Below are 19,702 nucleotides of genomic sequence, written 5' to 3'. Positions count from 1 at the left end.
GACGAGCATCTGCCGAAGATGTGCCGCTTCTGGTCGAGCCTGGTGCTGGGCACCAAGTCGTATCGCGGCAATGTGCAGCAGGCGCACGAACCCGTTCCGGGCATTGAGCCGAAGCACTTCAGCCATTGGCTCTACCTGTTTCTCGACACGGTGCAGGCCCATTACGAACCCGCCGCCGCCGTCCAGTTCATGGAACCGGCGCTGCGCATCGCGCAGAGTCTGCAACTGAGCCGCTTCGGCTGGGATTTCACGATTCCGCCCGAGCAGCAGGCGCTGCTCGACACAATCGCGCCACGGCGTCGTCCCGCAGGTCATGGTCATGATCTGCCTGAGCGTCCTGCTGGCGAGCCATTTCCGGCCAAAATCATCGGTCGCTCGAACGACCAGGACGAAGCCGCCTGAGGCAGACGGCCCCCCCATTTCGGCGTGGTCTGCATGTTTTGGCGGTTAGTTGCAATACTGCACGTCAATCCGCCCCCGTTTTATGCGCATAAGGTACGCCCCCAAAGCGCCGCTTTCCCCATTCGAACTCGTTCTACAGATTCCCCCGAGGCGGATTCGTAAAATTTCTTCATCGCTCGTTGGGCTGCGCGGCGCGATGACTTGATCAATTCCCCACCCCGCGCCGCTGCCAGGCACCGACACGCCTGGCAGCTCTTGCCCGCGTCTTTTCCTTTTTTCTATTCGTGAGGTTCCAACGTGAACGCTTTTCGCTCACTCCTCGCGCGCGGGCAGGACATTTCGACGGCTACGACGCCGCCGGTCAAACGCAAGACGCTCTGCGGCGTTGCCGCAATGCTGGCCCTGTGCGTAAGTACGACGTCCATTCCCGGTGCGCATGCCGCCGTTTCGACAGGTTTCAGCTACGGCCCGGCATTCGACCGCGCCCCGCTTGTGCAAGACCTGACGTTGCCGGGCGCGCAGCCGGCCACTTCCTTCGATGCGGTCTGGCCGTCGCTGCGTGACGTCGATGGCGTATTCGCCCAGCCGCTCGCGCAGAACGGCGATGCCGCTCCGTTCGGCATGCGGATACAGTCCGAGGATCAAGCGCACGGGACCGTCTGTTCGCGCCTGGCCTCGATGTGTCTGCCGCTCGCCGACGTCTACAGTGAGCAGACGATTGAGGTTTCGAGCGCGCATCGGTGGTTTGGCCATGTGATTGAGCTACCGGCGATCGACTCAACCGGGTTCGATCTGGCCGCCGCTCCAGTTCACGCGGCGGCCGGTCCGATTGACACGACCCTGCGGGCATCGCTTGAGCAGGCGGGACTGCCCGCCAGCGTCATCACACAGATCGCTGCCCTTTTCTCGGGCCACGTGGATCCCGATGCACACGCGCAACCCGGCGACACGTTCCGCCTGATGCTGGACGCCGTCGATGGGCAGGAAACGCCGCGCATCGCCTCCATCGAGTTGCGCCTGCATGGCGAGACGTACGACGCGCTGTGGTTCACCGCGCCCGGAGCCGCTCACGGTGCGTACTACACGCTCGACGGGAGCTTGCTTGCCGGGACGCCATTCGCGATGCCGCTGGACTATCGGCGCGTGAGTTCGCCGTTCGGCATGCGCACGCATCCGGTCTTTGGCGAGCCGCGCTTTCATGAAGGCGTCGATCTGACCGCACCCGTCGGCACGCCGATTTACGCCGCGGCCGCTGGCACGCTCGAACTGGCCGCGCGCGAGCATGGCTACGGCAAGCTGGTCGTGCTGCGTCACGACAACGGCTATTCGACCCGTTACGCGCATATGGCGTCGTGGGCGAGCGGACTGCGTTCGGGGCAGCGTATCGAGCAGGGTCAGGTGATTGGCTACGTCGGCCGCACGGGTGTGACGACCGGGCCGCATCTGCATTTCGAAGTTCGCCGCGACGACCAGCCGCTCGATCCGCTGACGCTGACCTCGCATGAATTCGTCGCTCCGCTAGACGGTGCGGCGCGATTGGCTTTCGAAGCGCGCGCCGAAGCTGCACGCACGAGTCTCGCCGCATTGCCGCAGCCCGCCAGCCGGATGGCGTCGATCAAGATGCCGGGACGCTCTATCGGCTAAGGACGGCGGCCCGAGCCTGCGTGCCGATCTGAGGGCGCGGGCCGACGTTCCGATATCCCAGGACTAATGGCGAAAGCAGCCGCGCAAGACAGAATAATTCCGCAATACCTGAACTATCTCTCAGGCCCCGTCGGCCGTATTCCCCGACTTCACGCCCCAGCGAGCCAACGCCGCATCGTCGCTGGAGCGCGCATCGACCCAGCGCGCACCGTGTTCGGTCTCTTCCTTCTTCCAGAACGGCGCTTCGGTCTTGAGATAGTCCATGACGAACTCGCACGAAGCGAACGCATCGCCACGATGCTTCGAGGTGGTCGCCACCAGCACGATCTGGTCGAGCGGAGCGAGCTTGCCGACCCGATGCACGATCAGCACATCAATGCCGGGCCAGCGCTCCTGCGCCTGCGCCACGATCGCTTCGAGCGCCTTCTCGGTCATCCCCGGATAGTGCTCAAGCTCCATGCCCGCGACGCTGCTGCCGTCGTTGAGGTCGCGCACGGTGCCCACAAAGCACGCCACCGCGCCGATCGATGGATTGTGCGCACGTAACTGCGCCACTTCGGTGCTCAGGTCGAAATCTTCGGTCTGCACGCGTACAGGCATGGTCAGGTTTCTCCTCGCGCCGGCTCAGCCGCCCGTGACCGGCGGGAAGAACGCCACTTCGCAGCCTTCGGTGATGCGGGTGGTGGGTTCGGTCATGACGTGGTTGCAGGCCATGCGCAGCGCGCGTCCTTCCGCCAGCGTTTCGGCCCACACGCCGCCGCGCGCGCGCAGCCAGCCGCGCACGTCGCCTACCGTGGCGATGCCATCGGGGACCGTAGCCGTTTCATCGGCGACGCCCAGCGCTTCACGCACGCTCGCAAAAAATTTCAGTTGAATCTTCATTGATGAGACCTGGTGAGGCTTAGTACAGCAGTTCGGTAAATGGAATGAAACGCACGGTCTCGCCCGCGCTGATCGCATGATTGGGCGGATTGTCGATGATGCCGTCGCCCCAGACCGTCGACGTCAGCACCGCCGAACTCTGATTCGAGAACAGATCGAGACCACCCGCCGAATTCACGCGCGCACGCAGGAACTCGTTGCGGCGGTCAGCCTTGTTCTGGCTGAAGTCGGCGCGCAGCGACAGCGCACGCGGGCTGACATGCGCCACACCCGCCAGACGCAGCAGGAACGGCCGCACGAACAGCAGGAAGGTCACGAAACTCGACACCGGGTTGCCCGGCAGGCCGATGAAGAACGCCTCGCCGTCTGCGTCGCTACCCTGCGGGCGGCGCACCGCGCCAAAAGCGAGCGGCTTGCCCGGCTTCATCGCGATCTGCCACATGTCGATACGTCCTTCGGCCTCCACGGCGGGTTTGACGTGATCTTCCTCGCCGACCGACACACCGCCCGAGGTGAGAATCAAGTCATGCTTCGCGGCCGCGTCGCGCAGCGTCTCGCGCGTGACGTCGAGCCGGTCGGGCACGATGCCGTAGTCCGTCACCTCGCAGCCGAGGTTGCGCAGCAGCCCCGTCAGCGTGAAGCGGTTCGAGTTGTAGATCGCGCCCGGCTTGAGCGGCTCGCCCGGCATCGTCAGTTCGTCGCCGGTGAAAAACACCGCCACTTTCACGCGGCGCGTGACCGTGAGCGTCGCGCAGCCCACCGACGCCGCCAGCCCCAGTGCCGCGGGCGACAGGCGCGTGCCGACCGGCAGGATCACCGAATCCTTCTTGATGTCCGCGCCCTGTGCCGTGATCCACTCACCCGCCTTCGGGTTGTGCAGGATCGTCACTTCGCCATCGGCACTTTCGGTCTGTTCCTGCATGACTACGGCGTCCGCACCCGGCGGCACCGACGCGCCGGTGAAAATGCGCGCGGCCGTTCCGGCGGCCAGCGGCTGCGGCGCGTGACCGGCCGGAATACGCTGCGAGACCGGCAGGCGGCGCCCACCCTGAGCGAGATCGGCCACGCGCACGGCGTAGCCATCCATCGCGCTGGTGTTCATGGGCGGCACGTCGAGCGGCGACACCACTTCGGCCGCCAGCACGCGGTTGAGCGCGTCGAAGGTCGACAGCGTTTCGGTCGGGGCGAGCGGCTTGGCGGCGGCCAGCAAGGTCGCGAGCGCGTCGGCGGTCGAGATCATCGGCACGCGCGGAGCTGGGGCGGCGGAGGGAGTATTGGGCGTGGACATGTGCGGGGATGGTGGCCAGGCGTGCGGCGGCAGGCGTGCATCAGGCACCCAGGCGCGCGCGCCATCGACAGTGATGGTCTGTCGTTATTGTAGCGGCGGGGACGCGGCGTTGCGCCCCCCCTCTCCCCCGACCCCTCTCCCTAGGGAGAGGGGAGCAAGATCACCCTCTCCCTGGGGAGAGGGCCGGGGTGAGGGGCGCCTGTTTACAGGCCCGTATGGCCTGCGATGAAGTCCTTCACACGCTTCGCGTCAGCCGGCACCACTTCGAAGCGCTGCGGCAGCGCCTCCAGACCTTCGAACGCGGCGGGACGCTCCGGCTCGCGCTCCAGCGCCTCGCGGATCGTCTCGCCGAACTTCACCGGCTGCGCCGTTTCCAGCACGATCATCGGCACGCCCGGCGTCAGATGCTCGCGCGCCACCTTCACGCCGTCGGCGGTATGGGTGTCGATCATCGTCTTGTAGCGCGTGAAAACGTCGCGGATCGTGGCGATACGGTCGTCGTGGCTGCTGCGGCCCGACACGAAGCCGAATTGCTGCACGCGCACAAAGTCGCCGCTCGCGGTCAGATCGAAACCGCCCTTTTCTTCCACGTCGCGGAACAGCTGCGTCACGCGCGCCGGATCGCGGCCCAGCAGGTCATAGACGAAGCGCTCGAAGTTCGATGCCTTCGAGATGTCCATGCTCGGGCTGGTCGTGTGATACGTCTCCGCCGAGGCGCGCACGCGATAGATACCCGTGCGGAAGAACTCGTCGAGCACGTCGTTTTCGTTCGTCGCCACCACGAGCTTTTCGATCGGCAGGCCCATCATGCGCGCGATATGGCCCGCGCACACGTTGCCGAAGTTGCCCGAGGGCACCGTGAACGAGACACGCTCGTCGTTACTCTTCGTCGCTGCGAAGTAACCCGCAAAGTAGTACACGACCTGAGCCACGACGCGCGCCCAGTTGATCGAATTGACCGTGCCGATCTTCTGTTGCGCCTTGTAGGCGTGGTCGTTCGAGACGGCCTTGACGATGTCCTGGCAGTCGTCGAACACGCCTTCGACGGCCAGGTTGAAGATGTTCGGGTCCTGCAGGCTGAACATCTGCGCCGTCTGGAACGCGCTCATCTTCTTGTGCGGCGATAGCATGAACACGCGCACGCCCTTCTTGCCGCGCATCGCGTATTCCGCAGCGCTGCCAGTGTCGCCCGAAGTCGCGCCCAGAATGTTCAGTTGCTGACCGGCCTTGGCCAGTGCGTACTCGAACAGGTTGCCGAGCAACTGCATCGCCATGTCCTTGAACGCGAGCGTCGGGCCGTTGGACAGTTCGAGCAGCGAGAGCTGCGCGCCGTTTTCCTCGCCGAGTGTAGTCAGCGGCGTGATCTTGCTGGCGTCCTCGCCATGGCGCACGTTGCAGTACGTCGCGGCGGTATAGGTGCGGCGCGTGATGTCGCGCAGGTCGTCGGCGGGAATGTCGCCGGCGAACTTCGAGAGAATCTCGAACGCGAGATCCGCATACGACAGGCCGCGCCAGCGCGCGAGTTCTTCCTTGCCGATCTGCGGGTATTCAGCCGGCAGATAGAGACCGCCGTCGCGTGCGAGGCCGCCCAGCAGGATGTCCGAAAACGAATGGTGCTCGCCGGCGCCCGCGCCGCGCGTGGATACGTAATTCATTGCCTTATGCCTTGCCTATGCCTTAGTTCAGTCCTTCCATGCGCAGCTTCGTCACCGACGACTTCACCGTCGCCAGTTGTTCGATCTGCGCGATGGCCGCGTTCACGTTCTTTTCGACCGTGCGGTGCGTGATCAGGATGATGTCGGTCTCCGCCTTGCCCTGCGCGTCCACTTCTTCCGATTCCTTCTGCAGCAGCGCATCGATCGAGATGCCGCTGTTGGCGAGGATGCGCGTGATGTCGGCCATCACGCCGGTCTGGTCGGCCACGCGCAGGCGCAGGTAGTAGCCGCTCGTGACTTCGTCGATCGGCAGGATCGGCGTGTTCGACAGGCTGTCCGGCTGGAATGCCAGATGCGGCACGCGGTGTTCCGGATCGGCCGTATGCAGGCGCGTCACGTCCACCAGGTCGGCGACCACGGCCGAGGCGGTAGGCTCCGCGCCCGCGCCCTTGCCGTAGTAGAGCGTCGTGCCCACGGCGTCGCCGTGCACCACGACCGCGTTCATCGCGCCTTCCACGTTGGCGAGCAGGCGTTTGGCCGGAATCAGCGTCGGGTGCGTGCGCAGCTCGATGCCCTTTTCCGTGCGGCGCGCAATGCCCAGCAGCTTGATACGGTAGCCCAGTTCTTCCGCATACTTGATGTCGATGGCGTCGAGCTTGCTGATGCCTTCCACGTAAGCCTTGTCGAACTGCACCGGCACGCCGAACGCGATCGCGCTCATGATCGTGGCCTTGTGCGCGGCGTCCACGCCTTCGATATCGAAGGTCGGGTCGGCTTCGGCATAGCCCAGTTCCTGCGCGCCCTTCAGTGCGGTCGCGAAGTCGAGGCCGCGCTCGCGCATTTCCGACAGGATGTAGTTGGTCGTGCCGTTGATGATGCCGGCGATGTACTGGATGCGGTTAGCCGTGAGACCTTCGCGCAGCGCCTTGATGATGGGGATGCCGCCCGCCACCGCCGCTTCGAACGCAACCATCACGCCGCGCGCGCGCGCCGCCTGGAAGATTTCCGTGCCATGCACCGCCAGCAGCGCCTTGTTGGCGGTAACGACGTGCTTGCCGTTGCCGATCGCGCGCAGCACGAGATCCTTGGCGAGCGTGGTGCCGCCGATCATTTCCGCAATGATCGAAATCGACGGATCGTCGACCACGGCGTTGAAGTCGGTCGTCAGATCGACGCTGCCGGCTTCAGTGCCGAGCGCCGCTGTGGCTTTGGCCGGATTGCGCACGGCAATGCGCGCGATCTCGATGCCGCGGCCCGCGCGACGTTTGATTTCTTCCTGGTTGCGGCGCAGTACCGTGAAGGTGCCGCTGCCTACCGTGCCGAAGCCCAAGAGACCTACTTTGATCGGATCCATGCAGCGTGTGTTCGTCTAAGAGTGTGGAAAGGAATTCGTTTGGGTACGGGCGCGTGTGGCTTACGTACCGTGGCGCTGGCGATAGCCGTCGAGGAAGCGCGCGATCCGGTTGATCGAATCGGTGAGGTCGTCGACGTTCGGCAGAAACACCACGCGGAAGTGATCCGGCTGCTTCCAGTTGAAGCCCGTGCCCTGCACCAGCAGCACGCGCTCCTGCAGCAGCAGGTCGAGGATGAACTGCTGGTCGTCCTGGATCGGATAGAGCTTCGGGTCGAGGCGCGGGAACATGTAGAGCGCCGCCTCCGGCTTCACACAGGTCACGCCCGGAATCGCCGTTAGCATGTTGTACGCCAGTTCGCGCTGACGATACAGGCGCCCGCCCGGCTGGATCAGCTCGTTGATGCTCTGGTAGCCGCCCAGCGCCGTCTGGATGGCGTACTGGCCCGGCACATTCGCGCACAGGCGCATCGACGCCAGAATGCCGAGACCTTCGGTGTAGTCCTTCGAGCGGCGGCGGTTTTCGCCCGTCATGCCGGAGAGGAACATCCAGCCCGCGCGGTAGCCGCACGCGCGATAGCTCTTCGAGAGGCTGTTGAACGTCACGGTGATGACGTCCTCGGAAAGCGAGCCGAGCGCCGTGTGCGTCTTGCCGTCGTAGACGATCTTGTCGTAGACCTCGTCGGCGAACAGGATCAGGCCGTGCTCGCGGGCGATCGCGATCAGGCCCTGCAGCAGTTCGTCCGAGTACAGCGCGCCGGTCGGGTTGTTCGGGTTGATGACCACCAGCGCGCGCGTGTTCGGCGTGATTTTCGCGCGGATGTCGTCAAGATCGGGCATCCACGCGTTCGATTCGTCGCAGATGTAGTGGATGGGCGTGCCGCCCGAAAGCCTGACCGCCGCGGTCCAGAGCGGATAGTCGGGCGCGGGCAGCAGGACTTCGTCGCCGTCGTTCAGGAGCGCCTGCATGGCCATCACGATCAGTTCGGACGCGCCGTTACCGATGTAGATGTCGTCGAGTTCGACGCCTTTAACGCCCTTTTGCTGCGCGTAATGCATGATCGCCTTGCGCGCGGCGAACACGCCCTTCGAGTCCGAATAGCCCGAGGAACCCGGCAGGTTCAGGATCATGTCCTGGATGACTTCGTCGGGCGCGTCGAAACCGAACGGCGCGAGATTGCCGATGTTCAGCTTGATGATGCGATGGCCTTCTTCTTCGAGGCGCTTGGCATGCTCGAGCACCGGCCCGCGGATGTCGTAGCAGACGTTCTGCAGCTTGTTGGATTTGAGGATCGGTTTCACGGCGGGCGGTCGGATTAAAAGCCTGGTACGGGCTGAAACGGGGTTGATCGGATGGATGGGCGGCAGCGGCACGGCGAATTGCGGCGCGCGGACGGCTGCGCACGGGTGGCGCAGGTGCAAGAATACGGCACAGATGCCCGCACGCGCAGATGAGGCCAGCCTGCAGCTTGTGGCTGCGTTCGCCCCGAAAAGGGTGGATCCGGGCGGATGGCGTGAAGCGGATGCTGCAGGGGCTGCCGCTCGTGGTGGCCCTCAACGCGTGCACGAATTGAGCACCTGCGTCGGCGCGGCCACCAAAAAGCTATAATTTAGCGGATTTTGGCCGACTTCCGCAATGCGCAAGAAGCCGCGCCGGCCCGCCAGCCGCGGGCGCGACGGAAATGGGGCGCAAAGCTGACGCATGATGCGCAGCGTCTAACCGCGCCGCCGCCGACCGCGACCGCCCTGCCTGCGATCTTCCGGAATTGAAGTTTTGAAACTACACCAGGACTCCAGCGCCGCGCTCAATACCGTCACCGGTTACGGCGCCGACTACGTCGAAATCAACCTCGAACGCCACAACGGCAGCATTCTCGTGATGCCCGAAGACCCGGTCATTCCCTGGCCGGTGAAAGCGTTCGACGATCTCACCGCCGAACTGTTCGACATGCTGCTGCCGCTCAAGCCGGAAGTGGTCGTGTTCGGCAGCGGCTCGCGCCTGCGCTTCCCGCATCCGCGTCTGACCGCCGCGCTGGCCGCGCAGCGCATCGGCGTCGAGGCGATGGACTTCAAGGCCGCCTGCCGCACCTACAACATCCTGATGGCCGAAGGCCGCCGTGTGGCCGCCGCTCTGCTGATCGAAGCGTAAGCGTAATGAGAACCTGATCCGGCGCGCCCGGTAGCAGAGGGAAAGCGCGTGAAAGCCTGATCGGCGTCGGGTCTACGCTTCGCGCGCGGACGGCGGTTAAGCGTCCCTTCAGGTTGGCCTGGCGCGACGTAGTACACTTGCGCGCCGCGCGGGCGTCGCGGGCGCCCGAGGCAGGAATACCTTCGGGACGCCGCACCGCCCGCAAGCCCGCAACGTTGACAAGAACAGGCTGCAATCCATGAACGATACGCCCTCGAGGCTGCCGCTCAGCCGTGGCGCGATCCTGCTGCTGATCGTCGCGCTCGCCGTGATCTGGTTCCTTCCGCTCGGCTGGCGCCATCTGCTGCCCAGCGACGAAGGCCGCTATGCCGAAATGGCGCGCGAGATGCTCGCCTCCGGCGACTGGATCACGCCGCGCTATAACGGCTACAAATATTTCGAGAAGCCCCCGCTGCAAACCTGGATGAACGCGCTCACCTTCGCGTGGTTCGGGATCGGCGAATGGCAGGCGCGCCTCTACACGGCCCTCACGGGCTTCGCGGGCGTGCTGCTGATCGGTTTCACGGGCGCGCGCGTGTTCAACGCCGCCACCGGTTTCTTCGCCGCGCTGGTGCTCGCCTGCGCGCCGTACTGGAACCTGATGGGCCACTTCAACACGCTCGACATGGGCCTGTCGTTCTGGATGGAACTCACGCTCTGCGCACTATTGCTGGCCCAGCGCCCGAACCTGCCCACGCGCGAGGCGCGCCTGTGGATGTGGATGTGCTGGGGCGCAATGGCGTTGGCCGTGCTCTCGAAGGGGCTGGTCGGCCTGATCCTGCCCGGTGCGGTGCTGGTGCTCTATACGCTGGTGGCGCGCGACTGGGCGCTGTGGAAGCGGCTTTACCTCGTGAGCGGCCTGATCGTGTTTTTCGCGATCGTGTCGCCGTGGTTCATCCTCGTGCAGCAGCGCAACCCCGAATTCTTCAACTTCTTTTTCATCGTCCAGCAGTTCCAGCGCTACCTCACGCCCGCGCAGAACCGCCCCGGCCCGTTCTATTACTTCGTGCCGGTCATGCTGGTGGGCTTTCTGCCGTGGCTGTCGGTGAGCATCCAGAGCGTGCGTCACGCGCTGCGCACGCCGCGCCAGCCCAACGGTTTCGCGCCCGTCACGCTGATGCTGGTGTGGACGGCCTTCATCTTCCTGTTCTTCAGCGCGTCGCACTCGAAGCTGATTTCGTACGTGCTGCCGATCGCCCCGCCGCTGGCCCTCGTGATCGGCCTGTACCTGCCGCTCATGACGCGCAGGCAATGGACGCGCCATCTGATCGGCTACGCGCTGCTGGCCGTGGCACTGATGGCGGGCTCTTTCGTGCTCACGCACCTGGGCGATTCGCGCAACCCCAATGCGCTTTATCGTGAGTTCCAGGTCTGGGTGTTTGCCGCCGCCGCGGTCGCCTTTGTCGCGACCATGGTGGGTCTGCGCTTCGCGCGCGCCAAACGCACCGCCGAGACGGGCGCGCAAGCGCCGGCCCTCGCGCTGGGCGCCGCCTGGCTGCTGCTCGCGACCATCGCGGGTACCGGCCACGATGTGTTCGGCACGCTCAGCTCAGGCGCGCCGCTGGCACCGGCCGTGCGCGCGGCCATCGCCAGACTGCCCGCCGATACGCCGTTCTATTCCGTGGGCGTGCTCGATCACACCTTGCCGTTCTACGTGCGCCATTCGATGACGATGGTGCAGGTCACCGACGAGTTGGCCTTCGGCATCAGCGAAGAGCCGCAAAAATGGGTGCCGACCGTCGCCGACTGGGAACAGCGCTGGAAGGACGAACGCTATGCGCTCGCGCTGCTGCCCGTACAACGCTATGACGAGCTGGCGGCGCAAGGCTTGCCGATGCAAGTGGTCGCCCGCGACGCGCGCCGCGTGATCGTCGAAAAACCCCAGCCCTGAGCGTCCAGGGGACGGGCAACCACAATCCGGCAGCGCGGCGATCGCGCCCCGCACTTGAGCGATAATGCGGGGCGCTTTCGCAGATGGCGCCGGACGCAGGAATCCGTCCCCCAAATCGGCGTTACTGCCGGCGCTACGCATCCGTTACCGCATCAACCAGCCAACACGATGAATCCGATTTCCCTGATATGCATCCTCGCCGGCGTCGGCCTGAATGCCTGTGCGCAACTGTTGCTCAAGGCTGGTGTCAATGCCGTTGGACACTTCGAATTCACCCGTGCGAACATCCTGCCCATTGGCTGGAAGCTCGCCACGCAGTTGCCGATCCTCGGCGGCCTGACCTGCTATGTGTTCAGCGTGGTGGTGTGGATCGTCGGCCTGTCGCGCGTGGACGTGTCGATCGCCTATCCGATGCTCTCGCTCGGCTACGTGGTCAACGCATTCGCGGCGTGGTATCTGTTCGGCGAAGTGCTGAGCATCCAGCGCCTGATCGGCATCGGCATCATCCTGATCGGCGTGGTTGTGCTCGCGCGCAGCTAAAGCGCACGGTTCACGCATCACCCCTGTTCGCGCAATACCCCAGCGCAATACCCCAATCACCCCTGACGTTCTGATCCAGAAAGCACTCATGACCCAGACACCCGCATCGTTCCTGCCGTTCGTGAAGCCCGAAATCGACGAAGAAACCATCGCTGGCGTCGTCGACGTGCTGCGCTCGGGCTGGATCACCACCGGCCCGCAGAACCAGGCGTTCGAAGCCGCCCTGTCCGAATACTGCGGCGGCCGTCCGGTGCGCACCTTCAACTCGGGCACGGCGACGCTGGAAATCGGCCTGCGCATCGCGGGCGTCGGCCCCGGCGACGAAGTCATCACCACGCCGGCCTCGTGGGTGTCCACCAGCAACGTGATCTATGAAGTGGGCGCGACACCCGTGTTCGCCGACATCGACCCCGTCACGCGCAACATCGACCTCGACAAGCTCGAAGCCGCCATCACGCCGAAGACGAAGGCGATCATTCCCGTGTTCCTCACTGGCCTGCCGGTGGACATGGACCGCCTCTATGCGATCGCCCGCCAGCACAAGCTGCGCGTGATCGAGGACGCCGCCCAGGCGTTCGGCGCGAGCTGGAACGGCAAGCGCATTGGCGCGATCGGCGACATCGTTTCGTTCAGCTTCCACGCCAACAAGAACCTGACGTCGATCGAAGGCGGCGCACTCGTCCTCAATAACGAGGACGAAGCCGAACTGGCCCGCAAATACCGCCTGCAGGGCATCACCCGCACCGGCCACGACGGCATGGACTGCGACGTGCTCGGCGGCAAGTACAATCTGACGGATGTGGCCGCCCGCGTGGGCCTGGGCCAGCTCAAGCACATCGAGCGCTTCACGGAGCAGCGCCGCAAGCTCGCGCATGCGTATTTCACAGGCTTCGAAGGCAGCGCCGCCGTGAAGCTGGGTGTGGGCCTGCCGCTGGCCGACATGACCAACAGCAACTGGCACATGTTCCAGATCACGCTGCCGCTGGAGCGGCTCACGATCTCCCGCGCGGAGTTCATGGAGCAGCTCAAGCAGCGCGGCATCGGCACGGGCGTGCACTACCCGGCGATCCACCTGTTCACGCTGTACCGCGAACGCGGTTTCACCGAAGGCATGTTCCCGCACGCGGAACTGCTCGGCAAAACCACGCTCACGCTGCCGCTGTTCACGCAGATGAGCGTCGCGGACGTGGCGCGCGTGTGCCGCGCCATCGACGAAGTCTGCACGCAGTACGCAAAGTAAGCACGAAGTCACTACGCGCGACAAGTACATGCAAGGCAAGGGCGCTGTTCGGTCAATCGCGCCCGTCCAGCGGCCCTTACACTGTCGCGCTGCACGTATCACGCAAGGCATTACCCCGAGCATTACCCCACGCATCACCCCAACGGAAAAGACGCACACATGAGTCAAACGGAACAACGCACCTTGACCCCGGAAACGCCGGAAGTCTCGGTCATCATTCCGGTCTACAACGAGGAAGCCGGCCTGAAGGCGCTGTTCGAGCGCCTCTACCCGGCGCTCGACAAGCTCGGCACCTCGTACGAAGTCATCTTCATCAACGACGGCAGCCGCGACCGCTCGGCCGCGATGCTCGCCGAGCAGTTCCGCGCGCGCCCGGACACCACGCGCGCGATCCTGCTCAACGGCAACTACGGCCAGCACATGGCGATCCTCGCGGGCTTCGAGCAGGCGCGCGGCGAGATCGTCATCACGCTGGACGCCGACCTGCAGAATCCGCCCGAGGAAATCGGCAAGCTGGTCGAGAAGATGCGCGAAGGCTACGACTACGTCGGCACGATTCGCATGCAGCGTCAGGACAGCCTGTGGCGCCGCAAGGCTTCGCAGGCCATGAACCGCCTGCGCGAGCGCATCACGCGCATCAAGATGACGGATCAGGGCTGCATGCTGCGCGCCTACAACCGCCACATCATCGACACGATCAACCGTTGCGGCGAAATCAACACGTTCATTCCGGCGCTGGCCTACACGTTCGCCCAGAATCCGGTCGAAGTCGACGTCGCGCACGAAGAGCGCTTCGCGGGCGAGTCGAAGTATTCGCTCTATAGCCTCATTCGCCTGAATTTCGACCTCGTGACCGGCTTTTCGGTCGTGCCGCTGCAATGGCTGTCGTTCATCGGCGTGATCCTGTCGCTCGGTTCGGCGGGCCTGTTCCTGCTGCTGCTGATTCGCCGCTTCGTTCTGGGCGCCGAAGTGCAGGGTGTGTTCACACTGTTCGCCATTACGTTCTTCATGCTGGGCGTGATCATCTTCGCGCTGGGGCTGCTGGGCGAATACATCGGCCGGATCTATCAGCAGGTGCGCGCGCGGCCGCGCTACCTGGTGCAGACGATTCTCGAAGAGCGTAACGGCCGCCCGGTCGTCGATGTGCCGCGTCAGGACATCGTGCAGGGCGTGCAGGCGTCGCTCAATATCGGCGCGCCGGCTGGCCAGAACGGCCAGGCCAGCGCGCAGACCAGCAGCCAGCCTGGAGCACAGTCATGAAACCGCGCGCAGTCGTCTTCGCGTATCACAACGTCGGCGTGCGCTGCCTGCAGGTGCTGCTCGCGCGCGGCGTGGACGTGGCGCTCGTCGTCACGCACGAAGACAGCCCGAGCGAGAACATCTGGTTCGGCAGCGTGAAATCGGTGGCCGAAGAACACGGCATCGACGTCATCATGCCCGCCGACCCGAAGAGCGCCGAGCTGCGCGAGGCAGTGAGCGCCGCGCAGCCCGACTTCATCTTCTCGTTCTACTACCGCCATATGCTGCCGGTGGACCTGCTCGCGCTGGCCGCGCGCGGCGCGTACAACATGCACGGCTCGCTGCTGCCGAAGTACCGCGGCCGCGTGCCCACCAACTGGGCCGTCATCAAGGGCGAATCGGAAACCGGCGCGACGCTGCACGAAATGGCCGCCAAGCCCGACGCGGGCGCGATCATCGCGCAGACGCCGGTGCCGATCCTGCCCGACGACACCGCCGCGATGGTGTTCGACAAGGTCACGGTCGCCGCCGAACAAACCCTCTGGCGCGTGCTGCCCGCGCTGCTCGCGGGTGAAGCACCGCATCTGCCGAACGATCTCGCGCACGGCAGCTACTACGGCGGGCGCAAGCCCGAAGACGGGCGCCTCGACTTTTCACAAGGCGCGCAGGACGTCTACAACCTGATCCGCGCGGTGGCGCCGCCCTATCCGGGCGCGTTCACCGACATCGGCGAGCATCGCTTCGTGATCGCCCGCGCGCGCCTCGTGCGTGCCGGTTCGCGCGAGGCCGACAGCGTGCGCGCCCTGGCCGGATTGCCCGCGGGCATCCACGTAAGCGATAATGCGTTTTTCGCCCTCTGCGGCGACGGCCGCGCCATCGCGATCCACGAACTGCGGCATGCGCCGAATCTGCAACATGGCGGTCAAGAGACCGTCATCACGCCTGCCGCGTTCTCCGACCTCATTTCATCTGTCCCTCGTCCATGAAAAAAGTTCTGATTCTGGGTGTCAATGGCTTTATCGGCCATCACCTGTCCAAGCGCATCCTCGAGACCACGGACTGGGAAGTGTTCGGCATGGACATGCAGACGGATCGCCTCGGCGATCTGGTCAAGCATGAGCGCATGCACTTCTTCGAAGGCGACATCACGATCAACAAGGAATGGGTCGAATACCACGTCAAGAAATGCGACGTGATCCTTCCGCTGGTCGCCATCGCCACGCCCGCCACTTACGTGCAGCAACCGCTGCGCGTGTTCGAACTCGACTTCGAGGCGAACCTGCCGATCGTGCGTTCGGCGGTCAAGTACGGCAAGCACCTGGTCTTCCCGTCGACCTCCGAGGTCTATGGCATGTGCTCGGACGAGCAATTCGATCCGGATGCTTCCGCCCTCACCTACGGCCCGATCAACAAGCCGCGCTGGATCTACGCGTGCTCGAAGCAGCTGATGGACCGCGTGATCTGGGGCTACGGCATGGAAGGCCTGAACTTCACGCTGTTCCGTCCGTTCAACTGGATCGGCCCGGGCCTCGACTCGATCTACACGCCGAAGGAAGGCAGCTCGCGCGTCGTGACGCAGTTCCTCGGCCACATCGTGCGCGGCGAGAACATCAGCCTCGTCGACGGCGGCGCGCAAAAGCGTGCCTTCACCGATATCGACGACGGTATCGAAGCGCTGATGAAGATCATCGCGAACAAGGACGGCGTTGCTTCGGGCAAGATCTTCAACATCGGCAACCCGACCAACAACTTCTCGGTGCGCGAACTGGCGCACAAGATGCTGGCGCTGGCCGCCGAATTCCCGGAATACGCGGAAATGGCCAAGAAGGTGCAACTGGTCGAAACCTCGTCGGGCGCGTACTACGGCGCGGGCTACCAGGACGTGCAGAACCGCGTGCCGAAGATCGACAACACGATGCAGGAACTCGGCTGGGCGCCGAAGTCGACCTTCGACGAAGCGCTGCGCAAGATTTTCGAGGCGTACCGCGGCCATGTCGCCGAGGCACGCGCCCTCGTCGAGCAGCAAGCGTAACGCGAAGGACTTCGCCACTTGGCTCGCATCGTTCTGAAAATCGACGTCGACACGCTGCGCGGTACGCGTGAAGGCGTGCCGAATCTCGCGCGCATCTTCGATCGCTACAAGGCGCGCGCGACGTTCCTGTTCAGCCTCGGCCCGGACCATACGGGCTGGGCGCTGCGCCGCGTGTTCCGTCCGGGCTTTCTGAAGAAGGTCTCGCGCACCTCCGTGGTCGAGCATTACGGCATCAAACAGTTGATGTACGGCGTGCTGCTGCCGGGGCCGGATATCGGCGTGGAAGCGGCCGCCGAAATGCGCGCCATCCACGAAGCCGGCTTCGAGTGCGGCATCCATACGTGGGACCACGTGTACTGGCAGGACAACGTGCGTACGCGCGACGCGCAGTGGACCGCGCGTCAGATGCAGAAGAGCCACGACCGCTTCACGCACATCTTCGGCACGCCGCCCGTCACGCACGGCGCGGCCGGCTGGCAGATGAACGAGGCCGCCTTCGCGCAGATCGACGCTTGGGGCATGCAGTACGCCTCGGACGGGCGCGGGCATTCGCCCTATCGCCCGGTCGTGAACGGCCGCACGCTGAACCATGTGCAGATGCCCACCACGCTGCCCACGCTCGACGAAGTGCTGGGCGTGGATGGCGTGGACATCGATACGGTGGCCGCCTGGATGCTCAAGCGCACCGAAAACAATCCGCACGACCAGGTCTTCACGCTGCACGCGGAACTCGAAGGCCAGAAGCTTGCGCCGGTGTTCGAGCAACTGCTCGCCGGCTGGCGCGCGCAGGGCCATACGTTTGCCACGATGGGCGACTATCATGCGGCGCTGGACCCGGATTCGCTGCCATCGTACCCTGTCACCTGGGGCGAGATTGCCGGCCGCTCCGGCGAGCTGATCATCCAGCCCGACTGAAGCGACCGAAGCCCAACCCAAGCCCGATCGAAAGCCGCCGCCCGTCTGCGTTTGCCTGCGCCGGGCGGCACGCCGTTCCGGCGACGCCCGCGGGGACGCCCTCCCCAGCGCAGCATGCTGCAGACTGCGCCCCGCCCGACTGTCGCCTGCCAGCCAATAACAAAGGGAGTGCCACGTGCCTGACGTGACCATCGCAGTCGACCAACCCGTTCCCGACTTCACCGCCCCCGCCACCGGCGGCGACTTCACGCTGTCGAGCCTGAAGGGCAAGAAAGTGGTGCTGTACTTCTATCCGAAGGACAACACGCCTGGCTGCACGCGCGAGGGCATGGAGTTCCGCGACCTCTATCCGAAGTTCAAGAAAGCCGGCGCCACCATCGTGGGCGTGTCGCGCGACAGCGTGCGCTCGCATGAAAACTTCAAGACCAAGCTCGAACTGCCGTTTACTCTGGTATCGGATGGCGACGAAGCGCTCTGCTCGCTCTTCAACGTCATCAAAATGAAGAAAATGTATGGCAAAGAAGTACGTGGAATTGAACGCTCCACGTTCCTCATCGATGCCGACGGCGTGCTGCGCCAGGAATGGCGCGGACTCAAGGTTCCGGGCCATGTCGACGAGGTTCTGGAGGCTGTACAAGCGCTTTGAGGCGCGTTATATTGGGCTGCAATGAGTGCCTGTCCACCCCATATTTTGTCGCGTTTTCCGATCTCTGCGCGGTCCTGCGAACGGTCACTGGATGACCGCTCCAGCGCATTCGGGCAACGCGCCATCAGAGCAGTGAAGCCGCTTGCCTCGTCAGTCGGGGCGGCGGCTTTTTTGTTGGTTTTTTCGGATTTCATACCCACAACGTGGCGTCGGTTTGGCAAACCGGCACGCGTCTACGTCAAGGAGCCGATCGAAGACCAGGCGAACCGGCATTTTCAGACCTGAGCGCGCACCCTGCGCGGTCACGGCGGATGCCTACCCGGCAACCCGCTCGCGCCGCCCGAAAGCGCACCTTACTGGGTAACCCCGGACCACTCGACCCGAATTTTTCGAGGGACACCATGCCTTTGCCTACTCCCCCCAGCAAGCTCGGCAACCTGCTGCCGCCCGAGGAATACAAGACGCGTGCGCGCACGACGCGCAGCACGCGTAAAGCGGCGAGCGAAAACGACGCCGCCGATGTCGACTTTGGCGCGGAAAGCGTCGCCGAACCGATGACGCCCGCCGCCAACGCAGCGACTACGCTGCGCACGGTGCCGCTGCCGTCCGCCAGCGCCGAACTCGCCGCGCTCGAACCCGTGGCGCCCGCGCCCGCACGAAAACGCAAGCAACAGACCGCGGCGCTGCTGCAGCCCGTGCAGGCCCGCACCGAACCGCAAGCCGAAGTGCCCGCCGCCGATCAGGCGCCGGCCGCACCGGTCGCGCGCAGCGGCAGCAAACCCGCCAGCGCGAAATCCACCGGCGGCACGGCGGCACCGGCCACGCGCGGCAGCACGAAAAAACGCGTGCATCCGGAAGAAAGCGTGGAAGTGCAGAAGCTCTTCGTGCTCGACACCAACGTACTGATGCACGACCCGACCTGCCTGTTCCGTTTCGAGGAGCACGACGTCTATCTACCGATGATGACGTTGGAAGAACTCGACAACCACAAGAAGGGCATGTCGGAAGTCGCGCGCAATGCGCGTCAGGTCAGCCGCACGCTCGACCAGCTGGTCGCGAACGCCGGCCCGATTTCGGAAGGCATTTCGCTCGCCCGTCTGGGCAGCCGCGAAGCGCTCGGCCGTCTGTATTTCCAGACCACGCTCACGCATATCGATCCGGTCGACGGTCTGCCCGAAGGCAAGGCCGATAACCAGATCCTCGGCGTGGTGCGCGCGCTGCAACGCGACCGGCCCGATCGCCTCGTCGTGCTGGTGTCGAAAGACATCAACATGCGCATCAAGGCGCATGCGCTCGGCCTGCCCGCCGAAGACTACTTCAACGACCAGGTTCTCGAAGACAAGGATCTGCTGTACTCGGGCATCCGTGCGCTGTCGCAGGACTTCTGGGCGAAGCACGCGAAGGGCATGGAGTCGTGGCAGGACACCAAGACCGGCACCACGTACTATCGCGTGACCGGTCCGGAATGCCTGTCGATGCTCGTCAACGAGTTCGTCTATCTGGAGCCGCAGAACGGCGAGCCGGCGTTCCACGCGATCGTGCGCGAACTCAACGGCAAGACGGCGCTGCTGCAGACGCTGCGCGACTACGGCCACCACAAGAACAACGTGTGGGGCATCACGGCGCGCAACCGCGAGCAGAATTTCGCGCTGAACCTGCTGATGAACCCCGAGATCGACTTCGTCACCCTGCTCGGCCAGGCCGGCACGGGCAAGACGCTGGTCGCGCTCGCGGCGGGTCTGGCGCAGGTGCTCGACGACAAGCGCTACAACGAGATCATCGTGACGCG

18 protein-coding genes are annotated in these 19,702 nt (G+C 64.7%); 12 read left to right on the top strand and 6 right to left on the bottom strand.

Translation table 11 applies throughout. The annotated features are described in order from the left end of the window. Both VG320_RS01005 and VG320_RS01000 read left to right on the top strand, forming a co-directional pair. The coding region (locus VG320_RS01005; RefSeq protein WP_327198323.1) for a group III truncated hemoglobin at window positions 1–402 on the top strand (402 nt) is incomplete at its 5' end. Between the two features lie 297 nt (window positions 403–699). Beyond that, window positions 700–2,046 (top strand): M23 family metallopeptidase, encoded by a 1,347-nt coding sequence (locus VG320_RS01000; RefSeq protein ID WP_327198322.1) that lies wholly within the window; start codon window positions 700–702, stop codon window positions 2,044–2,046. 120 nt (window positions 2,047–2,166) lie between these two features. Here the strand turns inward: VG320_RS01000 and VG320_RS00995 are convergent, their stop codons facing one another. The 6 genes from VG320_RS00995 to VG320_RS00970 all read right to left on the bottom strand — a co-directional run bounded on the left by VG320_RS00995 (window position 2,167) and on the right by VG320_RS00970 (window position 8,524). After that, window positions 2,167–2,646, bottom strand: a complete 480-nt coding sequence (locus VG320_RS00995; RefSeq protein WP_327198321.1) for a molybdenum cofactor biosynthesis protein MoaE — start codon at window positions 2,644–2,646, stop codon at window positions 2,167–2,169. 24 nt (window positions 2,647–2,670) lie between these two features. Then, on the bottom strand, window positions 2,671–2,928 hold the full coding sequence (gene moaD, locus VG320_RS00990) for a molybdopterin converting factor subunit 1 (RefSeq protein ID WP_327198320.1): 258 nt from the start codon (window positions 2,926–2,928) through the stop codon (window positions 2,671–2,673). Between the two features lie 19 nt (window positions 2,929–2,947). After that, window positions 2,948–4,168 (bottom strand): gephyrin-like molybdotransferase Glp, encoded by a 1,221-nt coding sequence (gene glp / locus VG320_RS00985; protein WP_414695933.1) that lies wholly within the window; start codon window positions 4,166–4,168, stop codon window positions 2,948–2,950. A gap of 251 nt (window positions 4,169–4,419) precedes the next feature. Further along, window positions 4,420–5,871, bottom strand: coding sequence for a threonine synthase (gene thrC / locus VG320_RS00980; protein ID WP_327198318.1), 1,452 nt, complete (start codon window positions 5,869–5,871; stop codon window positions 4,420–4,422). 22 nt (window positions 5,872–5,893) lie between these two features. Further along, complete coding sequence (locus tag VG320_RS00975; RefSeq protein WP_327198317.1) at window positions 5,894–7,225, bottom strand: homoserine dehydrogenase; 1,332 nt, start codon at window positions 7,223–7,225, stop codon at window positions 5,894–5,896. A gap of 60 nt (window positions 7,226–7,285) precedes the next feature. Then, a complete protein-coding gene (locus VG320_RS00970; protein WP_414695932.1) occupies window positions 7,286–8,524 on the bottom strand; it encodes a pyridoxal phosphate-dependent aminotransferase in 1,239 nt (412 codons plus the stop codon). 472 nt (window positions 8,525–8,996) lie between these two features. On the opposite strand from VG320_RS00970, the gene VG320_RS00965 reads away from it, so the two are divergent. The 10 genes from VG320_RS00965 to VG320_RS00920 form a co-directional block, all read left to right on the top strand. Then, window positions 8,997–9,371 (top strand): Mth938-like domain-containing protein, encoded by a 375-nt coding sequence (locus VG320_RS00965; RefSeq protein WP_327198316.1) that lies wholly within the window; start codon window positions 8,997–8,999, stop codon window positions 9,369–9,371. 238 nt (window positions 9,372–9,609) lie between these two features. After that, the gene (locus tag VG320_RS00960) at window positions 9,610–11,301 is read left to right on the top strand and encodes a glycosyltransferase family 39 protein (RefSeq protein WP_327198315.1); all 1,692 of its coding nucleotides are present in this window, start codon (window positions 9,610–9,612) and stop codon (window positions 11,299–11,301) included. Window positions 11,302–11,469: 168 nt separating this feature from the next. Then, complete coding sequence (locus VG320_RS00955) at window positions 11,470–11,841, top strand: SMR family transporter (protein WP_327198314.1); 372 nt, start codon at window positions 11,470–11,472, stop codon at window positions 11,839–11,841. A gap of 88 nt (window positions 11,842–11,929) precedes the next feature. Further along, entirely contained in the window at window positions 11,930–13,081 is a 1,152-nt protein-coding gene (locus VG320_RS00950; RefSeq protein WP_327198313.1) for a DegT/DnrJ/EryC1/StrS aminotransferase family protein, read from the top strand. Between the two features lie 159 nt (window positions 13,082–13,240). Then, on the top strand, window positions 13,241–14,341 hold the full coding sequence (locus VG320_RS00945; protein ID WP_327198312.1) for a glycosyltransferase: 1,101 nt from the start codon (window positions 13,241–13,243) through the stop codon (window positions 14,339–14,341). After that, complete coding sequence (locus VG320_RS00940) at window positions 14,338–15,306, top strand: formyltransferase (RefSeq protein ID WP_327198311.1); 969 nt, start codon at window positions 14,338–14,340, stop codon at window positions 15,304–15,306. The genes VG320_RS00945 and VG320_RS00940 overlap by 4 nt, the downstream gene beginning before the upstream one ends. Next, complete coding sequence (locus tag VG320_RS00935) at window positions 15,303–16,352, top strand: bifunctional UDP-4-keto-pentose/UDP-xylose synthase (RefSeq protein ID WP_327198310.1); 1,050 nt, start codon at window positions 15,303–15,305, stop codon at window positions 16,350–16,352. Before VG320_RS00940 ends, VG320_RS00935 begins: the two co-directional genes overlap by 4 nt. A gap of 18 nt (window positions 16,353–16,370) precedes the next feature. After that, complete coding sequence (locus tag VG320_RS00930) at window positions 16,371–17,267, top strand: polysaccharide deacetylase family protein (RefSeq protein WP_327198309.1); 897 nt, start codon at window positions 16,371–16,373, stop codon at window positions 17,265–17,267. Between the two features lie 184 nt (window positions 17,268–17,451). Further along, window positions 17,452–17,913 carry a peroxiredoxin gene (locus VG320_RS00925; protein WP_103705974.1) on the top strand — a complete coding sequence of 154 codons (462 nt, stop codon included), beginning with the start codon at window positions 17,452–17,454 and terminating at the stop codon, window positions 17,911–17,913. Between the two features lie 401 nt (window positions 17,914–18,314). Continuing rightward, a partial coding sequence (locus tag VG320_RS00920) for a PhoH family protein (RefSeq protein WP_327198308.1) occupies window positions 18,315–19,702 on the top strand: 1,388 nt, incomplete at its 3' end.

The sequence above is a fragment of the Paraburkholderia sp. genome, assembly GCF_035948235.1.
Lineage (GTDB): Bacteria > Pseudomonadota > Gammaproteobacteria > Burkholderiales > Burkholderiaceae > Paraburkholderia.
This window is presented reverse-complemented; position numbering and strand designations above follow the sequence as displayed.

Coding starts and splice junctions, on each gene's coding strand:
- moaD (WP_327198320.1), bottom strand. CDS start 2,928: ATGAAGATTCAACTGAAATTTTTTGCGAGCGTGCGTGAAGCGCTGGGC.
- VG320_RS00935 (WP_327198310.1), top strand. CDS start 15,303: ATGAAAAAAGTTCTGATTCTGGGTGTCAATGGCTTTATCGGCCATCAC.
- VG320_RS00960 (WP_327198315.1), top strand. CDS start 9,610: ATGAACGATACGCCCTCGAGGCTGCCGCTCAGCCGTGGCGCGATCCTG.
- VG320_RS00940 (WP_327198311.1), top strand. CDS start 14,338: ATGAAACCGCGCGCAGTCGTCTTCGCGTATCACAACGTCGGCGTGCGC.
- thrC (WP_327198318.1), bottom strand. CDS start 5,871: ATGAATTACGTATCCACGCGCGGCGCGGGCGCCGGCGAGCACCATTCG.
- VG320_RS00995 (WP_327198321.1), bottom strand. CDS start 2,646: ATGCCTGTACGCGTGCAGACCGAAGATTTCGACCTGAGCACCGAAGTG.
- VG320_RS00950 (WP_327198313.1), top strand. CDS start 11,930: ATGACCCAGACACCCGCATCGTTCCTGCCGTTCGTGAAGCCCGAAATC.
- VG320_RS00955 (WP_327198314.1), top strand. CDS start 11,470: ATGAATCCGATTTCCCTGATATGCATCCTCGCCGGCGTCGGCCTGAAT.
- glp (WP_414695933.1), bottom strand. CDS start 4,168: ATGATCTCGACCGCCGACGCGCTCGCGACCTTGCTGGCCGCCGCCAAG.
- VG320_RS00975 (WP_327198317.1), bottom strand. CDS start 7,225: ATGGATCCGATCAAAGTAGGTCTCTTGGGCTTCGGCACGGTAGGCAGC.
- VG320_RS00945 (WP_327198312.1), top strand. CDS start 13,241: ATGAGTCAAACGGAACAACGCACCTTGACCCCGGAAACGCCGGAAGTC.